We start from the raw sequence: 22,845 nt of genomic DNA, 5'->3' as shown, positions 1-22,845 counted from the left end.
ACTCATAATTTCATAACACATGCCTCTAACCAAAGGGATTGTCCAAGCTCCGTTTTTCAGGGCGTTTTATTAGTGTTCCAGCTGATAAACGGGGCTATATTCCCCCGTTTCTTTTTTGAAAGGCAAAGATATGCATGACGATATAGTTAAGATGAACGAGCGCTATCAGGCTGAAAGTGAAGTGCTCCAGAAGGTCCGCGATGAAGTGGGCAAAGTGATCATCGGTCAGGAGGATCTCATCGAAGCGCTCCTCCTCGCCCTGCTCTGCAACGGCCATGTGCTGATCGAAGGCATTCCCGGACTCGCGAAAACCCTCGCCGTCACCACCCTTTCGCAGACGCTGCATGCCGGCTTTAACCGCATTCAGTTCACGCCCGACCTTTTACCCGGCGACCTGCTCGGAACCATGATGTATAATCCGAAAACCAGCGAGTTCACACCCCACAAAGGTCCGATCTTCGCCAACATCATTCTCGCCGACGAAATCAACCGTTCCCCCGCCAAAGTTCAGAGTGCCCTGCTTGAAGCCATGCAGGAACATCAGGTCTCCATCGGCGATGAAACATATAAACTCGACGAACCGTTCCTCGTGCTCGCCACTCAGAATCCTGTTGAACAGGAAGGCACCTATCACCTCCCCGAAGCTCAGGTTGACCGCTTCATGTTCAAACTCGACGTGGTTTACCCCACGAAAGATGAAGAACACCGCATCCTGAAACGCATGGGCAAAACCGACGTAAAAATTGATATCCAGGCGGTCATGCAAATCGAAGATATCAACCGGCTCCGGAAATTGGTTGATGACGTCTTTATGGATGAAAAACTCGAACACTACATTCTCGATCTGGTTCAGGCCACCCGCGACCCCGAAAAATTCGGTCTCGATTGCGCCGATATGATCCGCTACGGCGCCTCACCGCGCGCCACCATTTTTCTCTCCGTCGCCGCTCGCGGTAAAGCCATGCTCAACGGCCGCGGCTATGTCGTTCCGCAGGACGTAAAAGATGTCGCCATGGATGTGCTCCGCCACCGCGTACTGCTCACCTACGAAGCCGCCGCCGAAGAAAAGTCCTCCGAGGACATCCTCAAACAAATCCTCGATACCGTCGAAGTGCCGTAATACAGACCCGTGCTGCATGAGTCGTGTTTTTCTTTCACGCCTCAGTCGTCACGTCTCACATCCATGAGCGATCAACGTCAAACTGAACTGCTGAAACGCGTCCGCCAAATCGACATTAAAAGTCGCAAGGTCGTCACCGAACTACTGGGCGGAGAATATAAAAGCGTCTTCAAAGGACGCGGTATGGAATTCGATGAAGTCCGCGAATACATGCCCGGAGACGAAGTACGCACTATCGACTGGAACGTCACGGCGCGCACGGGCAAACCCTTTGTGAAACGCTTTATCGAAGAGCGCGAACAAGCGCTCTTCTTTCTGGTCGATATGTCGGCCTCCGGCGCATTCGGATCGATGAAACAAACCAAAAATGAAATCGCCGCAGAAATTTGCGGCATGCTTGCTTTTTCGGCCATCAAAAACAACGACCGGGTCGGACTGCTCATTTTCACCGATGAAGTCGAATGCTTTATCGCCCCCGATAAAGGTCAACACCACGTACTGCGCATCATTCGCGAAATCCTCAGTTTTAATCCCAAAGGCACCGGCACCAGTATTGCCGGCGCGCTCGACTATCTCGGAAAAATGATCAAGCGCCAATGCGTCACTTTTCTCATCTCCGATTTCCAGGACACCAATTATGACAAACAGCTGAAACTCGCGGCCTATCACTACGACCTCATTGCCGTAACCATCACCGATCCGCGAGAACGTGAACTTCCCAACGCCGGGCTCGTGGAACTGCAGGATGCCGAAACCGGCGAGCAGATTCTCGTTGATACCGCCAGTGCAGCTGCACGTAAAAGATTCAATACTGCAGCCAAAGCGCGGCAACTCGAAATCAGAGAGCAGTTCACCCGGCTCAATATCGACCAGATCGATGTCCACACCGACCGCGACCACGTACGCGATCTAGCCCGCTTTTTCCGAACCCGAGGAGAAAGGCAGACCCTGTGAAAAAACTTTTACCCGTTATTGCCCTGCTTATTTTCGGTTGTTCAGAACAACAGACCAAACCTCAATCCCATTTGGAACCTGTTTATTCAAAGCAGTACCGTGACCATGCCATGACCGCCATCGTTTCGCTCAGCGAAACCAATCTTCCAAGCTCTGGAAAAATTATCCTGATGCTTGAAATTCATACCCCCGCCGGTACGGAACCGACCTTTCCGAACATTGGAAACAAGATTGATCCGTTCTCACTGGGTGAAGGATACACCGAACCCGTTCAAACCCTGCCCAACGGCAAACAAATGTATCGCCGAGTCTGGCAGCTTCTCCCCTCCCTTCCGGGAAAAACCGTCCTTCAGCCTCTGGAACTGTCAGCCGGGACCGACTCCATCACCACCGAGCCAATCCCCATCGAAATCACCTCCCTGATTCCCGAAGGAACGGATTCGTTGGAAATTCGAGACATCGCCGCCCCCATCGAACTGCTGCCCTCCCAGGAAAAAAAGCGGCGCTCCATCTACACCGTGGTCGGCTCCCTTTTCATCCTCAGCCTGATTCCGTTCATCATTTATCTCCTGCGCAAACCGAAAACAGTTGCTGTAACCCTTCCCCACGAGGCGGCGTTCCAGGCCTTGGAAAACCTGCCGGAAAACACCGTCGAACGTATTCATGAACTCAACCGCATTTTCCGCACCTACCACGAAGCACGCTTTGGACTTCCCATGATTGGAAAAACCGCCGTAGAACTTGCTGTGGTTCTTGAGGACACCGCAATCATTTCATTTCTGGAACGTTGCGACGACATCCGTTTCTCCAACAAAGTTCCGGAAGGTTTCGCCGAAGAAGCAGAACAGTTTGTCCGCGCCTACGTGGAAAAAACCATGGAGGTTCCGGAATGAAACTTGCACTTCCATGGATGCTGCTTCTGCTGTTGCCTATCCTGAAAATGATCTTCGATCACTTCCGGAAAAAGGGAAGTCCGGCGCTCATTTTTTCAACATTGGCTTCGTTTAAAAAAGTCCCGGCCACCACACGGCAGCGGTTTATGCCGTTGCTCTTCTGGTTGCAGGTCTTCGCTCTGGCATTACTCGTATTCGCTGCGGCCCGGCCCCAGATCAAGGATATGACACAGGGCATTCCAAAAGAAGGCGTCGCCATTGAGCTCGTAGTCGACATTTCCAGTTCCATGGATATTTCCATGCCGTTTCAGGATACCACCATGAGCCGTATGGATGTGACCAAAATGGTGGTCGAACAATTTGCCGCCGAACGGCCGGACGACCTCCTCGGGCTGATTACTTTTGCACGCTATGCCGATACCGTCTGTCCGTTGACCCTCAGCCATGATTCGCTCGAATTTTTTATCCGGCAGCTGGAAATCGAATCCCGTCCGAATGAAGACGGCACCGCCTTCGGCGACGCCGTCACACTGGCTGCCGCCCGCCTGAAAACGGCGGAAGAACGCTACAGCCAGGAAGACGAAGCTGCCGGTTACGAAATTAAATCGAAAGTCATTATCCTGCTGACGGACGGAAACAACAACTGTGGACGCCATCTTCCGATGGAAGGAGCCGCACTGGCCCAGCACTGGGGCATCCGACTCCATACCATCGCCATCACCGATCCGCCGGAAATGAAAACCATTCAGACTCCCGAAGGCCCCGTCGAAATCGAAGAAGAACCCCTGGTGCAGGAACGCATTCTTCAGAAAATGGCCGAAGAGACCGGAGGGATCTATCGCCGTGCCACCGACGAGGCTTCCCTTCGCGATGTCTACAATGAAATCAACACCATGGAGAAATCCGAGATCGAGTCCGACCGCTATCACACCTATAAAGATGTTTTCCAGCCCTTCGCAATACTCGCGTTGATTCTTCTGGCCAGTCACTCTGTGCTGTCCACCACATGGCTCAGGAGGATTCCGTGATCTATTTTTATACGCCTTCCGCTCTGCTTTGGCTGTGGCTTGTTCCGGTGGTTGCCGGACTGTTCATCTATTCTTCGGCCAAACGCCGAAAAGCCATTGCGGCATTCGGTGCCGGCGGACACTTTATCAGCCGGAAACGCGAAGCATTCAGTGCCACAGCTGCAACCGGACTGATCATCATCGCCCTTGCCCGCCCGGCATGGAATCTGGAAGAGACCAAACTCCAGGAAAGTGGTCGCGACGTCATCTTCCTGCTGGATGTGTCCCGCTCCATGCTCGCAGAAGATATGCATCCGACCCGGCTCGAAAATGCGAAAACGGCCATTCATGATTGTATCGAAGGACTTTCCGGCGACCGTGTCGGACTCGTTCTTTTTGCCGGTTCGGCCGAAATCCGCTGTCCGCTGACCGTGGACTACGACTACTTCCGCATGGCCCTCCGGCAGGCTTCGCCCGACAGTGTGGCAGCCGGCGGAACCATGATTGCACACGCGCTGGAGCGCACGCTGGAGAAACTCGTGATGGACGAAAAATCCGGCATGGTTGACCTCATCATGATTACGGATGGCGAAGACCAGATTGATGGCCCCGATGAAGTGGAGGCGGTCCGGAAACTTGAAGAGGCCGGTGTGCGCTTCATCGGTATCGGACTGGGCGACCGTTCGCGCGGCAGCCGCATTGCGGTTCTTGATGAAGAAACGGGAGTCCGGTCTTACCTCAAAAACGGAAATCAGGAAATCTGGACGAAACTGAACTCGGAAACACTGCGCCGCATGGCTGGCGCAATTCAGGACGGCATCTATTTTGATGTCGGCAGCGGCCCGTTCAATCTCAGTCAGATCTATCGTCAGATCATGGTCGACGCCCAACGCACCGCAACCGATAAACAGGTCATGGAACGTTATGAAGAAAAGTTCCATCTCTTTCTCTCCGGCGCCGTTATTCTTCTCTTGATTTCCAATCGCTGGAGGAAAACGTCATGATTTCCAAGGGTTGTAAAATAATACTGCCTCTGCTTGCCGCAACTCTCGTACAGGCCGCACCAAAAACCTTCAAAGCAGGAAACCGGGCACTGGCGGAAGGGCGCTTCGATGACGCCATCAATCTGTATCATGAGGCCATCGCCGAGGCGCCCGAATCGGGGGAACTCTATTTCAACCTGGGCAATGCACAGTATCGCGCCGGAAGCTATGAAGAGGCGATGGCTTCATATGAATTCGCGGCCTCCATGACGGAATCCGAACATACCCGCGGACGCAGCTGGTACAATATGGGTAATTGTATGATCAAAAACGGCGAGGCGCTGCGGGAAACCGATGCGCATGCGGCGGCGGACTACTGCCGGCAGGCCGCCTGGTTCTACCGCATGGCGCTCGACTACGACCCGACCTTTTCCGATGCGGCATACAATCTCGAAATGAGTCAGCGCATCGTCGCCGGTATCGAAGAGGAAATTCAGCAAAAGGAAGAGGATGAGCAGAAACAAAATGAGCTCATTACCTACATCCGCGAAAAACTGCAGGAGTTTATCGAACGACAGGCACAGTTGCTGAGCATACAGGATATCGGCGAAGCACAGAAACAGCTGGAAAACGAAACGCGGGAACTCGCTAAACTAATAGAGACCTCCGGGCTTCAAGCCGATATTCCGATGCCCGACGGCACGACAGTCCCCGGCCCGCTGAAAGAAACCTGGGAACATACGGTCAAAGCTGCCGAAGCCATGGCCGTTCCGGATCAGCCGACGGCACTGGCGGAACTGACGGCGGCACTCGGATCGGCCCCCGAAGACCCCAATCAGCAGGAAGGTGAATCCGACGAAGAGTCGGAGGACTACGAAGATTATGATATGGAGTATGAGGAGTCGGATCAGGATGCGGATATGTATGAGGAGGCCGATCCGTTCGGCGATTTTTCCGAATATGAAGAAATCCGCGGCGTTCCGCCCCCGAACCAGACAGAGATGGATATTCTGGCTGAGGAGATCCGGAATCAGGAACGGCGGAAAGAAAAGAAGGCCGGCGAATACAAAGCGGTTGAGAAAGACTGGTAACATGAAAAAGCTTATCCTATTGACAGGTTTAATCGTTGCGGGGTCGGCTTCGGCCTCTACCAATTTTTATGCACAGGCCACCGCATCGGAAACCAATGTGTTCCTCGGGCAGGTATTCAATCTTGATGTGCTGGTAAAGGCCGAAAAAAAACCCGACGCTCCGGCGTTCCAATCTCCGGAATTCCATACCACGATGCTGGTGAATGGACAGGATACCAGCGGGGAGAATACCTGGTTGTATCGCTATGCCCTGCGTCCGAAACAGGAGGGCGAACTTATTGTGCCTTCATTGCACTTCGGCAGCGTCTATTCCAAACCGATCCAGATCAAGGCCAGCAAACCCGCAGCGTCGGACCGGATGAAACTCGAACAAAATGTTTCTGCGGCTTCCGTTTATGTGGGTGAACCGCTCCTGCTGACAACGCAATGGGACAGCACTTACCCGTTCGGCGCCATCAAGGCCGTCGATTTTCACTTCCCGATTCTCAACGATCCCCGGTTCCAGATCCTCGAAATCTATGATCCGGGCAAAGAAAACCAGGCCAACACGACCGGTCTGCCGGTGCACGGCACACGCGTATTGGCCACGCGGCGGAGTTATCAGGTCGACGGCACACAGCACCAAAGCCTGGAATTCAGCAAAATCCTGATCCCGAAAAAAAGCGGCCGTATTGCCGTTGCGCCCGCCACTCTGCTATGCGCGGCGGAGGCCGAAGATAAAACCTCCGCTAAAAGAGCCCGCCGCACGGCGTTTCAATATCCCGCCTATTTCGACAACACCTTCTTCGATCGCAATGCAACCGGAGATCAATGGACGCGGATATATACTGAATCCAAACCGATTGAAATCGACGTTAAACCGCTTCCGCAAGCGGGTCGCCCCGATCTGTTCAATGGCATGGTCGGCGAATTTGATATTGAGGTTGCAGCCGAACCTACCTCAGTCCGTGTCGGAGAACCGATTACCCTGACGATCACCGTAACGGCTTCCAATTATCTGGAAAATATTTTCTTTGAACCATTGCGCTACCAACCCAATCTGGTCAACCGGTTTGAAATTCCCGCCGACCGTTCGCTGCCGGAACGCAAAGGTAAATCCAAAGTCTACACACAGACAATCCGGCCGCTTTCCCTCAGCAATACCGAAATACCCCCAATACAACTGGCCTACTTCAGTCCAACGCAGCAAAAGTATATCATCCGGGAATCCGCTCCCATTCCGTTGCAGGTGTCCGCCGCAGAAGAAATCGGCGTATTCGGAGGCTCGTTCTATCAAAACCGTTTGCGCTCTGTGGAAGAAGGAATTCGCCAGAACTATGAAGATCCGGACATGCTGAAATCGCGACAGCTGCCCCTGTTCGGATGGGCGCACCCCGCCCTTGTACTGCTGATCCTGCTGTTACCGCCTGCCGTGTTTGGAGGAGTTTCGCTGGCCTCACTCTTCGGCGAGAAAAAACATCACATTCATCGCACAGCAAAAGCTGCCCGGGCATTCAACGTATTCCGCCGGAACGTGGCGCACATTAAAACACATTCCATGAAGGCGGAAATCTATGGCGATCTCGACCGGTGTCTGCGTGCTTATTTTGGCGACCGCCTACATCTCGTCCCCGGTGCACTTTCCTACCGGGATGCCGAAGCCCGCCTGCTGGACGTCGGTGCCGATGACAAGACCTTGGAGGAACTGAAGCATCTCTTTGCACTCTGCGAAGCCTACCGCTTTACCCGGGATTATAACGAAACAGGCAACGCTGCCAAAATTGTGCGTGAGGCCACCCGAATCGTCCGTACTGTTGAGAGGAAACTGAAATGAAAAAACATCTTCTCCTGATCATACTTGCCGCATGGATTTTTCCAGCCTTTGGAAAAGACTACCGTTTACAGGCGCTGGAGGATGCTCATGCCTCTTTCAGAACAGCAACCAATGCCGCCGGCTATGCAGAGGCGGCCGAACGCTATGAAATGCTCATTCAAGAAGAAGGCATCCGCAACGGGCATCTTTTTTATACAGCGGGGAATGCCTGGTTTATGGCCGGGAATATGGGCCGCACGATTCTGAATTACCGGCGCGCCGAGCGCTATATGCCGAACGATGCCGACCTGCAGCACAATCTGTCCGCGGCACTGGAGCTCCGACCGGATCTGATTCCGGAAAAAGAACCCTCTCCTGTGGCGGCCCGACTGCTGGGCTGGCATTTAAACACCTCGCCTCGTTTCCGCTGGGGGCTGTTTTCCATCCTCTGGATCGGTTTCTGGGGAACGTGGTTCTGGATGAAGCGCACTCCACGGAAAGAAGCCCGGATCACAACCGTAACCTGTGCACTGGTTTCTGCCGTATTGCTGATTTCTCTGATTACCGAAGGTATCATGAACCTGCAAACCCAGCCCGGCGTGATCACTGCCGCAGAAGTCGTTGCGCGCAAGGGCGACGGCCCCATGTATGCACCGGCTTTTCTGGATCCCCTTCATTCAGGCACAGAGTTCCAGCGTCTGGAACAACGTGAAAACTGGTGGCATATTGAACTGGCCGACGGCCAGACCTGCTGGATTCCCGCCCGCGCGGCACAGACTCTGGCCCTACCCTAAAAGCTGCCGGACCATGTTGATGACTTTGTCGGGCGTGAAGGGTTTTTCGAGAATCGCAGCATCGGCGGGAACTCCTTCTTCATTAAGCTGTGACCGGGAATAGCCCGACATGAAGAGAACCTTGATTTCCGGGTACAATTCTGCGGCCGCCATCGCCAGTTCAGCTCCGCCGAGACCGGGCATCACCACATCGGTGAACAGCAGATCGATTTTACCTTTGTGATTACGTGCCACCTTGATGCCTTCCCAGCCTTCCGTGGCCTGCAAAATCGTATAATCCTGCGTTTCCAGCGTCTGGGCAACAAGATTGAGTATCATCGGATCATCCTCCACCAGCAGAATCGTCGGTCCACTGGCAGCCAGCTCTGCGACAGCCTCTTCTTCTCCCCTTTCAAACACCGCACCGTCACTCTGCTCTCTTTTTTTCTCTGAGGCTTTGGCACCATGATAGGCATCTTCTGAAAGATCGATTACCGGAAGGTAGATGAAGAAGGTCGTGCCGGAACCCTGTTTACTGCGGACATCAATAAACCCATCATTTTCTTTCATGATGCTCTTCACGATCGAAAGCCCGAGTCCAGTTCCTTTTCCGGAGCCTTTCGTCGTGAAGAAGGCCTCGAAAATGCGGCCCAGAATTTCTTCACCGATTCCATGGCCGGTATCGTGCACGGAAATTTCAGCATACATGCCTTCGGCCAGTTTATCCGGCTTGCGGCATTCCCCTTGTGCAATGCTCTTACTGCTTACTTTAATGGTAATTCGCCCGCCGTTCGGCATGGCATCCCGCGCATTAACAGCCAGATTCATGAGGACCTGCCCCATTTGCACGGGATCGGCATTGACATAAATCGGTGTATCATGCGGCTTTGTAACCAGCGTAATTTTTTCCCCGATCAGCCGCGCAAGCATTTTGTCGGTATCCTGCAACGTGCTGTTAAGATCGAGGGTAACCGGTTCGGTTTTTTCCTTCTGACTGAAGCTGAGCAGCTTTCGCGTAATAAATGAGGCTTTTCGGGCCGCTTCGATAACTTCGTTGGCATTTTGAGCCGTTTCCTCAGCTTTGGGATCGGCGACAATCAGACTTGAATAGCCATCAATAATCGTAAGCAGATTATTAAAATCATGCGCAATCGAGCCGGCCAGCCGGCCAACGGCTTCCATTTTCTGCGAGTGAAGCAGTTGTTCGTTGAGCATTTCACGCTCATTCTCAAGCATCTCCCGCTCAACGGCCGGCATTATGACATTCTTACTCAGCAGGATGATGAGCAGCACCAGCATAAACAGCATACTGAACAGGCAGACCAGTGTGGCCGCAACCATCGCCGGGCTTTCAACAACCTCCAGCATACCCATTAGTTTGAGAACAAACACCAGAGCCGCCCCGGTCACCGCAGAGGCTGCGATCGAAGCAATAAACACAATCAGCAGGATTTTGTTTTTTAATCCCATGGCACCCCTTAATTAAATATAAACATGCTAGTGATACCATTTGTTTTATAGGGCACACGTATAAAATCTACTGTAAATGAAAAAGATTAATACGCTTCCTATTGCACTTCCGCCCATTGCCAGAAATTTTTAAGCATCTGCAACCCGACAGCCTGCGATTTTTCAGGATGGAACTGTGTGGCAAAAACATTGTCTTTCCAAACACACGACGTGTAATCGATCCCGTATCCGGTTTTTCCTGCCACGACCGATTCATCCTCCGGGCAAACATAAAACGAGTGCACCAGATAGAAAAACGATTCGTCCGGAATCCCTTTAAACATCGGACAGTCAGGCTGCACCTCCGTCATCCGGTTCCATCCGATCTGCGGCACTTTCAGTTCCGTCGGAAGATCGAACTTCTTCACCGCTCCCTCAAAAATTCCAAGACCCGGGACGCCCGGCGATTCTTCCGAATGCTGGAAAAGCGCCTGCAGCCCGAGACAGATGCCCATCAACGGTTTTCCGGCTTCCGCCCAGCTTTCAACAGCATCCACAAAATGGTGCTCAACCAGATGCGCCATGCAATCACCGAAAGCTCCGACTCCCGGAAGGATCAGTGCGCGGCATTCATCCATCTCCTGTTTTCGGGTCACGATTTTTGCATCCAGTTCGAGAAAACGGAACGCATTCGTTACGCTGCCCAGGTTACCCATGCCGTAGTCAATTATGCCAATCATGATATTTCCTCTTGAAAGAGCACGTAGTGTATCGGGCCCGGCTTTCAATGAAATTCAAAAACACAGCGAAATCAACCGCCCGTTCCACAAATCCTTTACATCTAGTATTTTCTGCCAGAATAAAAAAGTGGCATTGCTTTAAGCATATCCGTAGGGTTTACACAGAAATGAAGAGTGTAAAAAATGATAGATCTTAAAATTGATACAGCCCATGAAAAATCAGCGGACCAATGCCCGCACCATGAAATCTGCCGTACAGACGGTGGGAAGCCGTATTGCAAAATAACAGACACCGTAAATGGATCCGTTTTCTTCACGGATGCACGCAACCCCTGCACCTGTCCCTATCAGCACGCTTTCGGCACCTCTTTTATCTGCACCTGTCCCGTTCGCCAGGAGCTCTATAAAAAATTCCGGATTTAAACGCCCACGGAACTTCCATCCCGAACCTTCACCGCCGATCGGATTCCACGCCACCGAAAACCTTAAAACGCTTTAAAAATAAGCGTAATCGATGTGATCAGCAGCACAGCATAAATCAACACGGTGTAATGCTTTTGCTCCGTCTTATGCGTCAGCCACCAGCCGAATGCCACGCCGAGCGGGATTACCGGCAGCAGTACCGCCCCCAGCTTCAAACCCTCCGGCTGAATGCGTCCCATCATGGAGAACGGGAGTAGCTTAATCAGATTAAGCATCCAGAAAAAGGCACAGCTCGTTCCGGCAAATTTTTTCTTTTCCAATTGCTGCGGCAACAGATACATCTGCATCACCGGTCCTGCCGCATGCGCCAGCGTTGAAGTCACCCCGGCACCAATGCCGAAAACCATTCCCTTGCTCCAGTTTGGCTGGGATGCATGAATATGATTCAGAATCCATTTTTTCGCCGCAAAATAAATCACAAACACAATACCCAGCAAACCGATCAGCAGTTTCAGGGCCTGATCCGACACCGAAATCATTGCCGAATCAGACACAAAAAGATAACTCGCAATTGCAACCCCGAACAGCGTTGCCGGCATCAGATAAATCAATCGGCCCCACAACACATGCCTGCGATAGAAAAAAAGAGCCACCACATCCATCAGACACAGCATCGGCAGCATAAAACCCACCGCCGCCCTTGCCGCATTGGCCTGCGCCGGCCACATGAGAATCAGAATCGGCAACGCAATTCCCCCCACCGGAAAACCGCCTTTGCTCATTCCAGTCAGAAACAGACTCAACCCGATCCAGAACAGATCAAGAAAACTGTAATCGGCCAGAAATTCCATCATCTATGCGCCGATGCGTCCCTTGCTCGACGGCAACAGGTCCAGCGCGCGTGGATCGGAATCGCAAGCCACACGCAGCGCCCGCGCCACCGATTTGAAAATGGCTTCAATACAGTGATGCAGATCTTCGCCGAATTTCAGTTCAATATGCAGATTCATTTTGGCCGAATCGCAGAATGAGCGCCAGAAATGCTTGATAATGATCACATCAAAATCACGGATGTAATGCTGCGGATGATCCATTTTATAGACAAAAAACGGCCGCCCCCCCAGATCCAGACAGACTTCCGCGGCAGCCTGCGCCTCATCCATCGGCAACACCCAGAATCCATAGCGGTTAATCCCCTTGCGGTCGCCCAAAGCCTGATTAAATGCCTCACCCAGCACAATACCGACATCCTCAACAAGATGATGGTAATCCACATCGATATCCCCCGAGGCTTGAATCTTGAGATCCAGCAATGCGTGTTTCGCCAGCAGATCGAGCATATGGTCAAAAAAAGGAACGCCGGTAGAGTTTTCATAATTAGCCTGACCGTCGATATTCAGCGTCAGATCAATCTGCGTCTCTTTCGTGTTGCGTTCAATGTGTGCAGTACGTGGTTTATCCATTTGATTCCCTCAGGTTCGCGATAACTTACGAGCGCCCCATTCTTCCATCAAGCCGGAAAGCACCCTTTCCAGCGTCCGGAAAATAAAAATCCGCACCGTTACTGATGCGGATGAAGTCAGCCCCGGAAAAGCGCTTTAATCTAAAGGTTCATCCCCGGGGGCATTAGAGGATGGAACCGCCGTCGGCGCAATAATTTCAATCGGCTCATCAATAGCCACCGGGGCATTGGTGCTGCCTGTCCATCCTTCACTTTTCAGCAGTTCAATGGCCTCCGACGCGCTTTCAACGATTTTTTCATAGTGGGTAATCATTACGCCTTCATAGAGCCGGTCGATTTCCATCAGCCGTTCGCGAGCTTCTTCATCGGCCTGCGTATTCTGCGTCAGATGTTCATCGAGTTCCGCCACCTTAACCGTATTGGCTGCACTCATTACTTTCGAGGCTTCGGCAAACCCCTTGTTCACTTTCATCTGCTGATTCATCTTCACCAGCTCAGCCTGAATTTCATCCAGTAGCGCAGCATTCGCCTTTGCCTTTTCCAAACTGGCCATGGAAGTCTTTTTGAGCACATCAATGGATGCTTCATGCGCATCGAGCCGGTTGGTATAATCCTGCTGATTGGCATCAATCATTTCCTGAACTTTCGAAGTGCTCGCGCAGCCGCACAACAACACAGTCGTTCCCAGCACCGTCACAATAAGAGTCGTTTTCATTTGTTTCTCCTGATCGTCTTTCACCAACCTCTTTCAACAGCGAACGTATGTTCAATTGCAGGCTCGGTCAACCAGAACACGCATGCGATGTAACCCAACGTTGCAATTCATATTTTTCACGCTACGCTTCATTCAACCTTTTGGGGATTTTATGAAAAACGAATTTGCCGTCCTGCCGAAATGGCTAATCAACCTGTTCCTCTGGATTGGACTCAGTGCCGGAATCGCCGTGCGCATGCTGATGATTCTCAACCGCTGGTATCCCCCCGCCGCCGTCTTTGTCTGGCGCTTCGCCATGGCCAGCTACTTTATCTTTTTCCTCTACCGCTACATCATCGGCCGACGACGGCGCCGCATTGTCGTTCAGCACCAGCTCATCGAAAACATACGCGCCGCCGAAGGCCTCGACCAAACCACCCGCGATGGCACCATCTACATCCTGCGCTCCATCGTGCGCTCAAAAGAACTCTTCAATTATGCCTTCATCTGTATCCTCAGTCTGATTGCCCTTTTGCTCGATTTTTTTGCCTAGAAAATCCTCCTCAAAACCGGGAAATCCCAAAACCCTTAATTTAGTACTTTTTTTGTACTTGATATATCCCGGCCGGCGGTTATCGTGCGGCATCAACCACTAACCGAAGGAAAAAGAATGGCTTCTATCACATTAAAAGGAAATCCCGTCAGCACCGCAGGCGAACTCCCGGCCGTCGGTACAGATGCCCCCGCATTCTCCGCAATCAAAACCGATCTCTCCGAATGCGCCCTCAGCGATCTATCGGGTAAAAAAGTCGTTCTCAACATCTTCCCCAGCATCGACACCGGCGTATGCGCGATGTCGACCACCAAATTCAATGCTGAAGCCGGAAAACTCGACAACACCGTGGTACTCTGTGTTTCGGTGGACCTTCCCTTCGCACTCGGCCGCTTCTGCGGTGCAGAAGGACTTGAAGATGTGATCCCCGTTTCCGTTTTCCGCAATCCTGAATTCGGCAGCGGCTACGGCGTAACCATCGAAGACGGTCCCCTCAAAGGCCTCCTTTCCCGTGCCGTCGTCGTCATCGACGAAACCGGAAAAGTCGTCTACACCGAACAGGTCCCGGAAATCACACAGGAACCGAACTACGAAGCCGCACTTTCCGCGCTTTAAACCATTCCCCGAAACAACCACCCCAACAGAACGGGCCGCCGCTTTCCCCCTTGGCGGCCCGTTCACTTTTTAAACGGCATATTCACCCCGCGATCTATGCAAAACGGCGCTCCCGTCATGGGAACGCCGTTCTCTTTTTGCAGGGGTTGATGGTTAACGTTACTTCACTTCAATTTGCCGCGGTGCGGGTTTCACCGCCTCCGGTTTTTTCGGCAGATTCAACATCAGCAAGCCATTTTCATAATGCGCTTTAACCTCCGCCTGATCCACTGAATCCGGAAGCTGGAATTTGCGTTCAAAAGAACCGTACTGGCGAGTGCTGTAAAGACAGTTCCGATCCTCCTTCTGCTCCTCGGCTTTCTTTTCGCCCTTCACCGTCAGAACATCGTTTTCCAGCACAATTTCAATCTGCTCTTTTCCAAGGCCTGGAAGTTCAGCCGCCACGGAAAAGGCATCGTCCGTTTCTGTAATTTCGAACTGCGGATTCAATTTGGTTTCCGCCGGACTGTAACGTGCGGAATCTCCGAAAAAGGATTCGAAGATATGCGCAAACGGATCCGCGTATACAACATTGCTGTTTCTTTTTACTGGATGGAACATGACACACCTCCTGTGATTATTGATGTTAAGTTCGTTCAGTAAGTGCCTCTCTTATTGCAACGGCTGTGCCATCACCGTAACCTCCTTATTTCCAACGAATATACCTTTTCACGGATTGGAATCTGCGCCATCAGCGCCCGGTTTGAAGACACAGGTGAGACAGTGGGGGCACAGTACAGCAGTCGTTCCCCAGTGACTTTCTGCAAAGCGTCTCCCCCGAAGAAAAACCATGTTTATCCGTGTTCAACACGGACAGCTCCTCTATTTTATCCCACCTTAAGGAGCATGAATGACACATTGTAAGCACTGCAAAGCCAAAACCGAGTTCATCGATAACCGCTGCCCGTACTGCGGAATTGAGGCAAACAAGAGCCGGTCGAACCTCACACAAGACGAAAAGAAAGCCCGTTTACATGCCCACAGCATACGGCTTGTTGCGTTCGCCCATTTTTTTGCGGCGGGGATCATTCTGTTACAAATGTCTGAACTGCCCTCACCGGCAGTTGTTGCAGTGCTGGTCATCGTGAATTGCGCACTGGGCTATGGACTGCTCCGGTTTTCTCTCATGGCTTACCGAGCTGCAGTGGTCTACTATTTTATGTTCGGCATGGTGAATGTGGTTTCAATCCAGCGCGGACCGGAACACCTCAGCGGACTGCTGATCTGCCTGTTCGCGCTGTACCTTGTCGGCAACAGAAATGCAAAAGCCATCTTTGAACGCCGCCCGCCGGAAACCCGATAAGCCCCGTTGCGCACGCGGTCTTCCACAAAAAAAGGCCGCCCCAGAAGGACCGCCTTTTTCCTTTGCATTGCCCCCGGCGTTTAGCGCTCGTTAACCGGAACGTAGCTCTGTTGGGTTTCGCCGGTATAAACCTGCCGCGGACGGCTGATCCGCAAGCTCTGCACATGCATTTCACGCCAATGTGAAACCCAGCCCGGCATACGGCCGATGGCAAACAGTACGGTGAACATGTCCACCGGAATACCAATCGCACGCAGCAGAATACCCGAGTAGAAATCCACATTCGGATAAAGATTGCGTTCGATGAAGTAATCTTCCGACCGAGCCATCTCTTCAAGCTCGTATGCAATGTCGAGCAGCGGATCCTGAATATTCAGCGCTTTGAGCACATTATCAACCTGCCCCTTGAGAATCTTGGCGCGCGGATCGAAACTCTTGTAGACGCGATGACCGAAGCCCATCAGTTTTTCCGGAGAATTTTTGTCCTTCGCTTTTTCAACGAAATCCGCCGGGCTGATGCCTTCATCATGAATGCGAGAGAGCATTTTAATCACTTCGCAGTTGGCCCCGCCATGAAGCGGCCCCCAGAGCGCGCCGACACCCGCGGACACCGCACTGAAAAGGCTCGCGTGCGACGAACCCACCATACGTACCGTCGACGTGGAACAGTTCTGTTCGTGGTCGGCATGCAGAATCAGGAAGAGGTCCAAAGCCCGCTCAACGTCCGGATGCACTTCATACATATTGAACGTTTCAGAAAACATCATGTGCAGAAAGTTCGCACTGTAGCTCAGATCCGGACGCGGCGGCATAAACGGTTTGCCGATCGAGGTCCGGTAAGCCCATGCCGCAATAGCCCGGACTTTGGAAATAATTTTGGTCGCCGGCAGTTCAAAAGCCGGACCTTCTGTAGCCGTGGTCAGTAAATCGGTATTATAACAGGAGAGCACATTCAGCATGGCCGACAGCACAGCCATCGGCGGCGCGTTGTCAGGAAAACCATCAAAATGACCTTTCATGCCATAATGCAGCGAGGCTTCAGAACCGATGCCTGATTCAAACTTATCCAACTCCGCCTTGTTCGGAAGGTGTCCATAGAGCACCAAAAAAGCAGTCTCCATAAAGGTCGACTTTTCCGCGAGTTCTTCAATCGCATATCCGCGGTATTTCAGGATGCCTTTTTCCCCGTTGATAAACGTGATCTCAGAGGTACATGAACCGGTATTCCCGAACCCCGGATCCAAAGTAATCATCCCGGTTTTTGCGCGCAGAGATGTAATATCGATGCCGACTTCATTTTCTGTTCCCACAATCGTGTCGAGCTCGATCGTTTTGCCCTCGTACTCCAGCGTTGCTTTTGTATCGCTCATAGCTTTCTCCATACTCTCTTTTGAATTAGTTCAGTACCTGCTTCACCATACGACCGATATCAGCGGGCGATTCCGCCACATTGATTCCGCACTCAGCCATCAGCTTTTTCTTGGCGGCTGCAGACTCATCCGCGCCGGACACAATGGCTCCGGCATGGCCCATGCGCCGACCGGGTGGTGCAGTCTGACCCGCAATGAAGCCAACGATCGGCTTCGTGACGTTATCCTTTGCATACTGCGCCGCTTCAATTTCCATCGATCCCCCGATTTCACCGATCATCACAATCGCCTCGGTTTCAGGATCGTTTTCAAACATTTCAAGCAGGTCCTTCATCGTGGTTCCAATGATTGGATCGCCGCCGATACCGATACAGGTCGACTGGCCGAGGCCCTGCTGCACCAGCTGGTCCACCGCCTCATAGGTCAACGTTCCGGATTTTGAGATCACGCCCACGGTTCCTTTCTTTGCAATGAAACCGGGCATAATACCCACTTTGGCACCTTCGGGGGTCAGAATGCCCGGACAGTTCGGCCCGATAAAACGGGATTCCGTTGTTTCCACAAAAGCCTTCACTTCAACCATCTGCGCCACCGGAATTCCCTCCGTAATACAGACAATAAGCTCAATTCCGGCGGAAGCCGCTTCCATAATTGCATCGGCTGCGAACGGTGGGGGCACGAAAATAAGGGAGACGTTTGCGCCGGTTTCCTTTCGGGCTTCCAGACAGCTGTTGAAGACCGGAACCTGTCCGTCCAGCGCGGTCTGACCGCCTTTGCCCGGCGTGACACCGCCCACCACATTGCCGCCGTATTCAAGACATTGCCCTGCATGGAACGAACCTTCCGATCCGGTAATGCCCTGCACAATGATCTTTGAATCTTTATCTACTAAAATCGCCATAATTCAGTCCTATTTTAAACCGTGAAAAAAAACGCGGTTAAAGCCCCGCAGCCGCCACAACTTTAGTCGCCGCATCCTCAAAGTTATCAGCCGAGATCAGGTCAACATCGGCATTCGCCAGCAGCTCTTTCGCCACATCGGCATTGGTGCCGGCCAGCCGAACCACCACCGGAACCTTCAGGTCGAGTTCTTTCAGCGCTTCAATAATGCCGTTGGCAATACGGTCGCAACGGACGATTCCGCCGAAAATATTAATCAGCACCGCTTTCACATTTGAATCGGAGAGAATGATGCGGAACCCGTTCTTCACGGTCTCCACATTGGCACCGCCGCCGACATCCAGAAAGTTGGCCGGCGAACCGCCCCGCTGTTTGATGATATCCATGGTGGCCATGGCCAGACCGGCCCCGTTCACCATGCAGCCGACATTGCCGTCGAGCTTAATATAGTTCAGGTTGAATTTACCGGCTTCGACTTCTGCCGGATCCTCCTCATCGAGGTCGCGCAGGGCCGCAGTTTCGGGATGCATGTAGAGCGCGTTTTCATCGAAGTTTATTTTGGCGTCTAGAGCCACCAAACCGGAATCGGGGGTGGTAACGAGCGGATTGATTTCAACAATCGAGCAGTCCTGCTCGCGGTAGCATGTATAGAGATTGGTAAAGATCCCCATCGCCTGCTTGGCTTCCTGCCCTTTCAGACCGAGCGCGGCGGCAAGATTGCGCGCCTGAAACGGACGGAGCCCGAGACCCGGACGCACCAGTTCTTTGACAATTTTCTCGGGGGTTTCTTTCGCTACTTCTTCAATTTCAACCCCGCCTTCGGAGGAAACCATGAAGACATCCATGCCGGAAGAACGATCAAGTGTGATCGCCACATAGAAGAGCAGCTGCATATCAAATTCCTGGGCAACCATCACTTTGCGGACCCGTTGACCTTCTTCACCGGTCTGCTTCGTGACGAGCGTCATTCCCATCATCTTTTTGATATTTTCAAGTGCGGCTTCACGGGTTGGAGAAAGCTTCACACCGCCGCCTTTGCCCCGGCCGCCGGCGTGGATCTGGGCTTTGATCACAAACCCGTCCGACCCCAGTTTTTTTTCCACGTGATCCAGAGCCGCTTCAACCTCGGAGAGATCCTCAATGGTCACACCGTCCTGAATCGGAATGTCATATTTTTTCAGGAGCTGCTTTGCCTGAAACTCATGTATCTTCATGTTATCCTTTCCTTAATGGAATAGGGGCGACCCGAGGCCGCCCCCAGTCCTTTAACTTTTAAAGCCGTGTTTGATGAACTCACGGTTAAGTCGTGCGATGTTTTTCACATCGATCCCTTTCGGGCAGGCAACGGCACACTCGTATTCATTCGAGCAGTTGCCGAAACCCAGTTCATCCATTTTCGAAACCATGGCTTTCACGCGTTTTGCGCGTTCCGGATGACCCTGCGGAAGCAGTGCATACTGGGAAACCTTCGCCGAAGTAAAGAGCATGGCCGAACCGTTCGGGCAGGATGCCACACAGGCTCCGCAACCGATACATTCCGCGGCATCCATGGCCGCTTCGGCAAACTCTTTCTTAATCGGCGTGGTGGAGGCTTCCGGCGCATTACCGGTTTTGACCGCCACATAGCCGCCTTCAGTGATGATTTCATCCAGACCGCTGCGATCCACGATCAGGTCCTTAAGAACCGGAAATGCATCCGCACGGAACGGCTCCAGCACCAGCTCCTGGCCATCTTCAAAATGGCGCATATGCAGCTGACACAGCGTGGTGCGGTCGTGCGAACCGTGCGTCTTTCCGTTCACCAACGCCCCGCAGCATCCGCAGATACCTTCGCGACAGTCGTGCTCGAACGCAATCGGTTCAACGCCCTTAACGGTGAGCTCATCGTTCACCACATCGAGCATTTCCAGAAATGAAGCGTCGGTATCGATATTCTTCGCTTCATAGGTTTCGAAGCGCCCAGCTTCTCCTTTGCTCTGGCGCCATACCTTCAGTGTAAGATTAATTTGCTTAGACATTATTTGTACGACCTCTGTGTAAGTTTGACTTCTTCGAACTCGAGCGGCTCTTTATGCAGAACCGGTTCTTTATCCAATCCCTGGAATTCCCAGGCCGCAACATAGCAGAAGTTTTCGTCATCACGTTTCGCTTCGCCTTCCTCGGTCTGGCTCTCTTCACGGAAGTGGCCGCCGCAGGATTCTTTGCGTTCAAGGGCATCTTTCACCATCAGCTCGGCAAACTCCATAAAGTCGGCCACGCGGTTGGCTTTTTCCAGCGCCTGGTTCAGGTCGTCTGCAGATCCCGGGACGTTGAGGTCTTTCCAGAATTCCTCACGGATCTTCGGAATTTTCTCCAGAGCTTCTTTGAGGCCCTTTTCGTTACGGGCCATGCCGCAGTTATTCCACAGCAAATGTCCGAGTTCCTTATGGAAGTCGTCAACCGTACGCTTACCGTTGATGGAAAGCAGCTTGTCGAGTTTTTCCTTGGCAACCGTTTCGGCTTTCACGAACTCTTCATGGTCGGTCGTGGCTTTTTCGATCTTCGTGGAGGCCAGATAGTCGTTGATCGTATTCGGGATCACAAAATATCCGTCCGCCAATCCCTGCATGAGCGCCGATGCTCCGAGGCGGTTGGCCCCGTGGTCGGAGAAGTTGCACTCACCCAGCGCATAAAGACCGGGAATTGTAGTCATCAGGTTGTAGTCCACCCAGAGACCGCCCATGGTGTAGTGCACCGCAGGATAGATCATCATCGGGGTTTCATACGGGTCGTCATCGGTAATCCGGTTATACATCTCAAACAGGTTTCCGTAACGCGCTTCAATCACCTCTTTACCAAGGCGGTTGATCGCATCGGCAAAATCGAGATAAACCGCCTGACCGGTCGGGCCGACGCCGCGGCCTTCGTCGCAGACCACTTTCGCGTTACGCGAAGCGAGGTCGCGCGGAACAAGGTTACCGAAACTCGGATATTTCCGTTCGAGATAATAATCGCGCTCATCTTCCGGAATCTGTGCCGGCGGGCGGGTATCGCCTTTTTTCTTCGGCACCCAGATACGGCCGTCATTACGCAGCGACTCGGACATCAGCGTCAGTTTCGACTGATATTCGCCGTGCACCGGAATACAGGTCGGATGAATCTGTGTGAAACACGGATTGGCAAAAGCCGCACCCTTTTTGTATACGCGCCACGCCGCCGATGCGTTGCAGTTCATTGCATTGGTGGACAGGAAGAACACGTTGCCGTAGCCGCCGGTTGCAAGAACAACCGCATCCGCCACATGACGGGTCAGCTCGCCGGTCACCAGATTACGGGAAATGATACCGCGCGCCTGCCCGTCGATCACCACCACATCAATCACTTCACAGCGGGTGTGCATTTTAACACCGCCGGATTTGATCTCTTTGCAGAGTGCGCCGTAAGCCCCGATCAGCAACTGCTGACCAGTCTGGCCGCGGGCATAGAATGTACGGGAAACCTGCGCGCCGCCGAAGGAACGGTTGGCCAGATAGCCGCCGTATTCACGCGCAAACGGAATCCCTTGCGCCACACAATGATCAATAATCAGGTTGGAGCATTCCGCCAGGCGATGCACATTGGCTTCGCGCGAACGAAAGTCGCCGCCCTTGACCGTGTCGTAAAAAAGACGATGAACGGAATCGCCGTCGTTCGGATAGTTTTTCGCGGCATTAATACCGCCCTGTGCGGCAATCGAGTGCGCGCGGCGCGGACTGTCGGAATACGTAAAGCAGTCCACATTATAGCCCTGCTCCGCCAACGTGGCAGCAGCTGAAGCGCCTGCCAGACCGGTTCCGACAACAATCACATTGTATTTACGGCGGTTGGACGGGTTGACCAGCTTTGCGTTAAATTTGTGGTTTTTCCATTTTTCGGCCATCGGGCCTTCTGGAATCTTTGCATCAAGTTTCATGTTTCTATGTCCCCCTGGATTAACGTGTGAATGCAATGATCGGAATGATAGCAAACGTCGCAGCCATCAGCGTCGCAATGACGGTGGATACCACTTTAATTTTGCTGCCTTCACGCGGGACATAAATGCCATAAGTCTGGAGAGCACTCTGCAGCGCGTGGCTGAGATGCAACCCGACGGCGACCATGAACAAAACATAAAACGCCACGTGAACCGGATCCTGGAATTTATCCAAAACCATGCCATAGACGTCGTAGCCTGTTTGACCGTGCATATCGATTTCGGCCTTTTCACCGGCAATCGTGAAATCAAGCAGATGCTTGACGATGAAAATGAAAATCATACCGCCCGAAACAGGCATCAGACGCGCCGCAAGCGAACGTTCCTTGGATGATTTCTGGGAGAGACGCTTGGCAGAGGCCTTTCTATTGGCCAGCACTACGCGAATACCCATGATCATGTGCACGGAGATCGAGACCAGCATCAGCACTTCAATCCCGATGACAATCGGAACCAGCTTATGCAGATGGTGGGCGTAGGAATTAAATAAATCCTTCCCGAACAGAAACAATATGTTTCCTCCCATGTGCGGGATCAGAAACAGAAGAAACATTATCAGTCCGGAGGTCGCCAGCAACAGCTTCTGACCTATCGAAGATAATATCGATGTTTTTATACTCATTACATGTATTCCCTGGTTAATTTCCGCCTATATAGGAATAGATGAGCATTCCTATAATAATTTCCAGCAAT

Annotated in this window: 23 protein-coding genes; 11 read left to right on the top strand and 12 right to left on the bottom strand. The window is 52.4% G+C overall.

Going from position 1 to position 22,845, the window contains the following annotated elements; genetic code table 11:
- The first annotated feature begins 130 nt into the window (after nucleotides 1–130).
- The 8 genes from P9H32_RS05320 (at nucleotide 131) to P9H32_RS05285 (ending at nucleotide 8,634) form a co-directional block, all read left to right on the top strand.
- The gene (locus tag P9H32_RS05320; RefSeq protein WP_322607843.1) at nucleotides 131–1,120 is read left to right on the top strand and encodes an AAA family ATPase; all 990 of its coding nucleotides are present in this window, start codon (nucleotides 131–133) and stop codon (nucleotides 1,118–1,120) included.
- Between the two features lie 63 nt (nucleotides 1,121–1,183).
- Complete coding sequence (locus P9H32_RS05315; RefSeq protein WP_322607842.1) at nucleotides 1,184–2,074, top strand: DUF58 domain-containing protein; 891 nt, start codon at nucleotides 1,184–1,186, stop codon at nucleotides 2,072–2,074.
- Nucleotides 2,071–2,967 carry a hypothetical protein gene (locus P9H32_RS05310; protein WP_322607841.1) on the top strand — a complete coding sequence of 299 codons (897 nt, stop codon included), beginning with the start codon at nucleotides 2,071–2,073 and terminating at the stop codon, nucleotides 2,965–2,967. The genes P9H32_RS05315 and P9H32_RS05310 overlap by 4 nt, the downstream gene beginning before the upstream one ends.
- The gene (locus P9H32_RS05305) at nucleotides 2,964–3,995 is read left to right on the top strand and encodes a vWA domain-containing protein (protein WP_322607840.1); all 1,032 of its coding nucleotides are present in this window, start codon (nucleotides 2,964–2,966) and stop codon (nucleotides 3,993–3,995) included. The genes P9H32_RS05310 and P9H32_RS05305 overlap by 4 nt, the downstream gene beginning before the upstream one ends.
- A complete protein-coding gene (locus tag P9H32_RS05300; protein WP_322607839.1) occupies nucleotides 3,992–4,978 on the top strand; it encodes a vWA domain-containing protein in 987 nt (328 codons plus the stop codon). The genes P9H32_RS05305 and P9H32_RS05300 overlap by 4 nt, the downstream gene beginning before the upstream one ends.
- Complete coding sequence (locus P9H32_RS05295; protein ID WP_322607838.1) at nucleotides 4,975–6,048, top strand: tetratricopeptide repeat protein; 1,074 nt, start codon at nucleotides 4,975–4,977, stop codon at nucleotides 6,046–6,048. The genes P9H32_RS05300 and P9H32_RS05295 overlap by 4 nt, the downstream gene beginning before the upstream one ends.
- Nucleotide 6,049: 1 nt before the next feature.
- On the top strand, nucleotides 6,050–7,861 hold the full coding sequence (locus P9H32_RS05290; RefSeq protein ID WP_322607837.1) for a BatD family protein: 1,812 nt from the start codon (nucleotides 6,050–6,052) through the stop codon (nucleotides 7,859–7,861).
- A complete protein-coding gene (locus tag P9H32_RS05285) occupies nucleotides 7,858–8,634 on the top strand; it encodes an SH3 domain-containing protein (protein WP_322607836.1) in 777 nt (258 codons plus the stop codon). Before P9H32_RS05290 ends, P9H32_RS05285 begins: the two co-directional genes overlap by 4 nt.
- Here P9H32_RS05285 and P9H32_RS05280 read toward each other — a convergent pair.
- From P9H32_RS05280 to P9H32_RS05260, 5 genes are all read right to left on the bottom strand, one after another.
- A complete protein-coding gene (locus P9H32_RS05280) occupies nucleotides 8,626–10,083 on the bottom strand; it encodes an ATP-binding protein (protein ID WP_322607835.1) in 1,458 nt (485 codons plus the stop codon). The genes P9H32_RS05285 and P9H32_RS05280 overlap by 9 nt on opposite strands.
- A 98-nt stretch (nucleotides 10,084–10,181) precedes the next feature.
- Complete coding sequence (hisH, locus tag P9H32_RS05275) at nucleotides 10,182–10,802, bottom strand: imidazole glycerol phosphate synthase subunit HisH (RefSeq protein ID WP_322607834.1); 621 nt, start codon at nucleotides 10,800–10,802, stop codon at nucleotides 10,182–10,184.
- 485 nt (nucleotides 10,803–11,287) lie between these two features.
- A complete protein-coding gene (locus tag P9H32_RS05270) occupies nucleotides 11,288–12,079 on the bottom strand; it encodes a sulfite exporter TauE/SafE family protein (RefSeq protein WP_322607833.1) in 792 nt (263 codons plus the stop codon).
- Nucleotides 12,080–12,688 carry an imidazoleglycerol-phosphate dehydratase HisB gene (hisB, locus tag P9H32_RS05265; RefSeq protein WP_322607832.1) on the bottom strand — a complete coding sequence of 203 codons (609 nt, stop codon included), beginning with the start codon at nucleotides 12,686–12,688 and terminating at the stop codon, nucleotides 12,080–12,082.
- Between the two features lie 135 nt (nucleotides 12,689–12,823).
- Nucleotides 12,824–13,402 carry a hypothetical protein gene (locus tag P9H32_RS05260; protein WP_322607831.1) on the bottom strand — a complete coding sequence of 193 codons (579 nt, stop codon included), beginning with the start codon at nucleotides 13,400–13,402 and terminating at the stop codon, nucleotides 12,824–12,826.
- A 151-nt stretch (nucleotides 13,403–13,553) separates the two neighbouring features.
- Here P9H32_RS05260 and P9H32_RS05255 point away from each other — a divergent pair, with 151 nt between their 5' ends.
- Nucleotides 13,554–13,934 (top strand): hypothetical protein, encoded by a 381-nt coding sequence (locus P9H32_RS05255; RefSeq protein WP_322607830.1) that lies wholly within the window; start codon nucleotides 13,554–13,556, stop codon nucleotides 13,932–13,934.
- A gap of 117 nt (nucleotides 13,935–14,051) precedes the next feature.
- Nucleotides 14,052–14,549, top strand: a complete 498-nt coding sequence (gene tpx, locus P9H32_RS05250; RefSeq protein ID WP_322607829.1) for a thiol peroxidase — start codon at nucleotides 14,052–14,054, stop codon at nucleotides 14,547–14,549.
- Nucleotides 14,550–14,708: 159 nt separating this feature from the next.
- On the opposite strand, the gene P9H32_RS05245 is transcribed toward tpx, so the two are convergent.
- Nucleotides 14,709–15,149 (bottom strand): Hsp20/alpha crystallin family protein, encoded by a 441-nt coding sequence (locus P9H32_RS05245; RefSeq protein ID WP_322607828.1) that lies wholly within the window; start codon nucleotides 15,147–15,149, stop codon nucleotides 14,709–14,711.
- Nucleotides 15,150–15,438: 289 nt separating this feature from the next.
- On the opposite strand from P9H32_RS05245, the gene P9H32_RS05240 reads away from it, so the two are divergent.
- Nucleotides 15,439–15,891, top strand: coding sequence for a hypothetical protein (locus tag P9H32_RS05240; protein WP_322607827.1), 453 nt, complete (start codon nucleotides 15,439–15,441; stop codon nucleotides 15,889–15,891).
- 80 nt (nucleotides 15,892–15,971) lie between these two features.
- Here the strand turns inward: P9H32_RS05240 and P9H32_RS05235 are convergent, their stop codons facing one another.
- The 6 genes from P9H32_RS05235 to P9H32_RS05210 are packed head-to-tail and all read right to left on the bottom strand — an operon-like array spanning nucleotide 15,972 to nucleotide 22,774.
- Nucleotides 15,972–17,261, bottom strand: coding sequence for a citrate synthase (locus P9H32_RS05235; RefSeq protein ID WP_322607826.1), 1,290 nt, complete (start codon nucleotides 17,259–17,261; stop codon nucleotides 15,972–15,974).
- Between the two features lie 25 nt (nucleotides 17,262–17,286).
- Entirely contained in the window at nucleotides 17,287–18,162 is an 876-nt protein-coding gene (gene sucD, locus P9H32_RS05230) for a succinate--CoA ligase subunit alpha (protein WP_322607825.1), read from the bottom strand.
- Between the two features lie 37 nt (nucleotides 18,163–18,199).
- The gene (gene sucC / locus P9H32_RS05225) at nucleotides 18,200–19,375 is read right to left on the bottom strand and encodes an ADP-forming succinate--CoA ligase subunit beta (RefSeq protein WP_322607824.1); all 1,176 of its coding nucleotides are present in this window, start codon (nucleotides 19,373–19,375) and stop codon (nucleotides 18,200–18,202) included.
- A 51-nt stretch (nucleotides 19,376–19,426) separates the two neighbouring features.
- Nucleotides 19,427–20,179 carry a succinate dehydrogenase/fumarate reductase iron-sulfur subunit gene (locus P9H32_RS05220; RefSeq protein WP_322607823.1) on the bottom strand — a complete coding sequence of 251 codons (753 nt, stop codon included), beginning with the start codon at nucleotides 20,177–20,179 and terminating at the stop codon, nucleotides 19,427–19,429.
- A complete protein-coding gene (locus P9H32_RS05215) occupies nucleotides 20,179–22,092 on the bottom strand; it encodes a fumarate reductase/succinate dehydrogenase flavoprotein subunit (RefSeq protein WP_322607822.1) in 1,914 nt (637 codons plus the stop codon). Before P9H32_RS05215 ends, P9H32_RS05220 begins: the two co-directional genes overlap by 1 nt.
- Nucleotides 22,093–22,111: 19 nt before the next feature.
- The gene (locus P9H32_RS05210) at nucleotides 22,112–22,774 is read right to left on the bottom strand and encodes a succinate dehydrogenase cytochrome b subunit (RefSeq protein WP_322607821.1); all 663 of its coding nucleotides are present in this window, start codon (nucleotides 22,772–22,774) and stop codon (nucleotides 22,112–22,114) included.
- Between the last annotated feature and the right edge of the window lie 71 nt (nucleotides 22,775–22,845).

The sequence above is a fragment of the Pontiella agarivorans genome (genome assembly GCF_034531395.1).
In the GTDB taxonomy this organism is placed as follows: domain Bacteria; phylum Verrucomicrobiota; class Kiritimatiellia; order Kiritimatiellales; family Pontiellaceae; genus Pontiella; species Pontiella agarivorans.
Note: the sequence above shows the minus strand (reverse complement) of the source record. Positions and strands in the feature narration are given on the sequence as shown.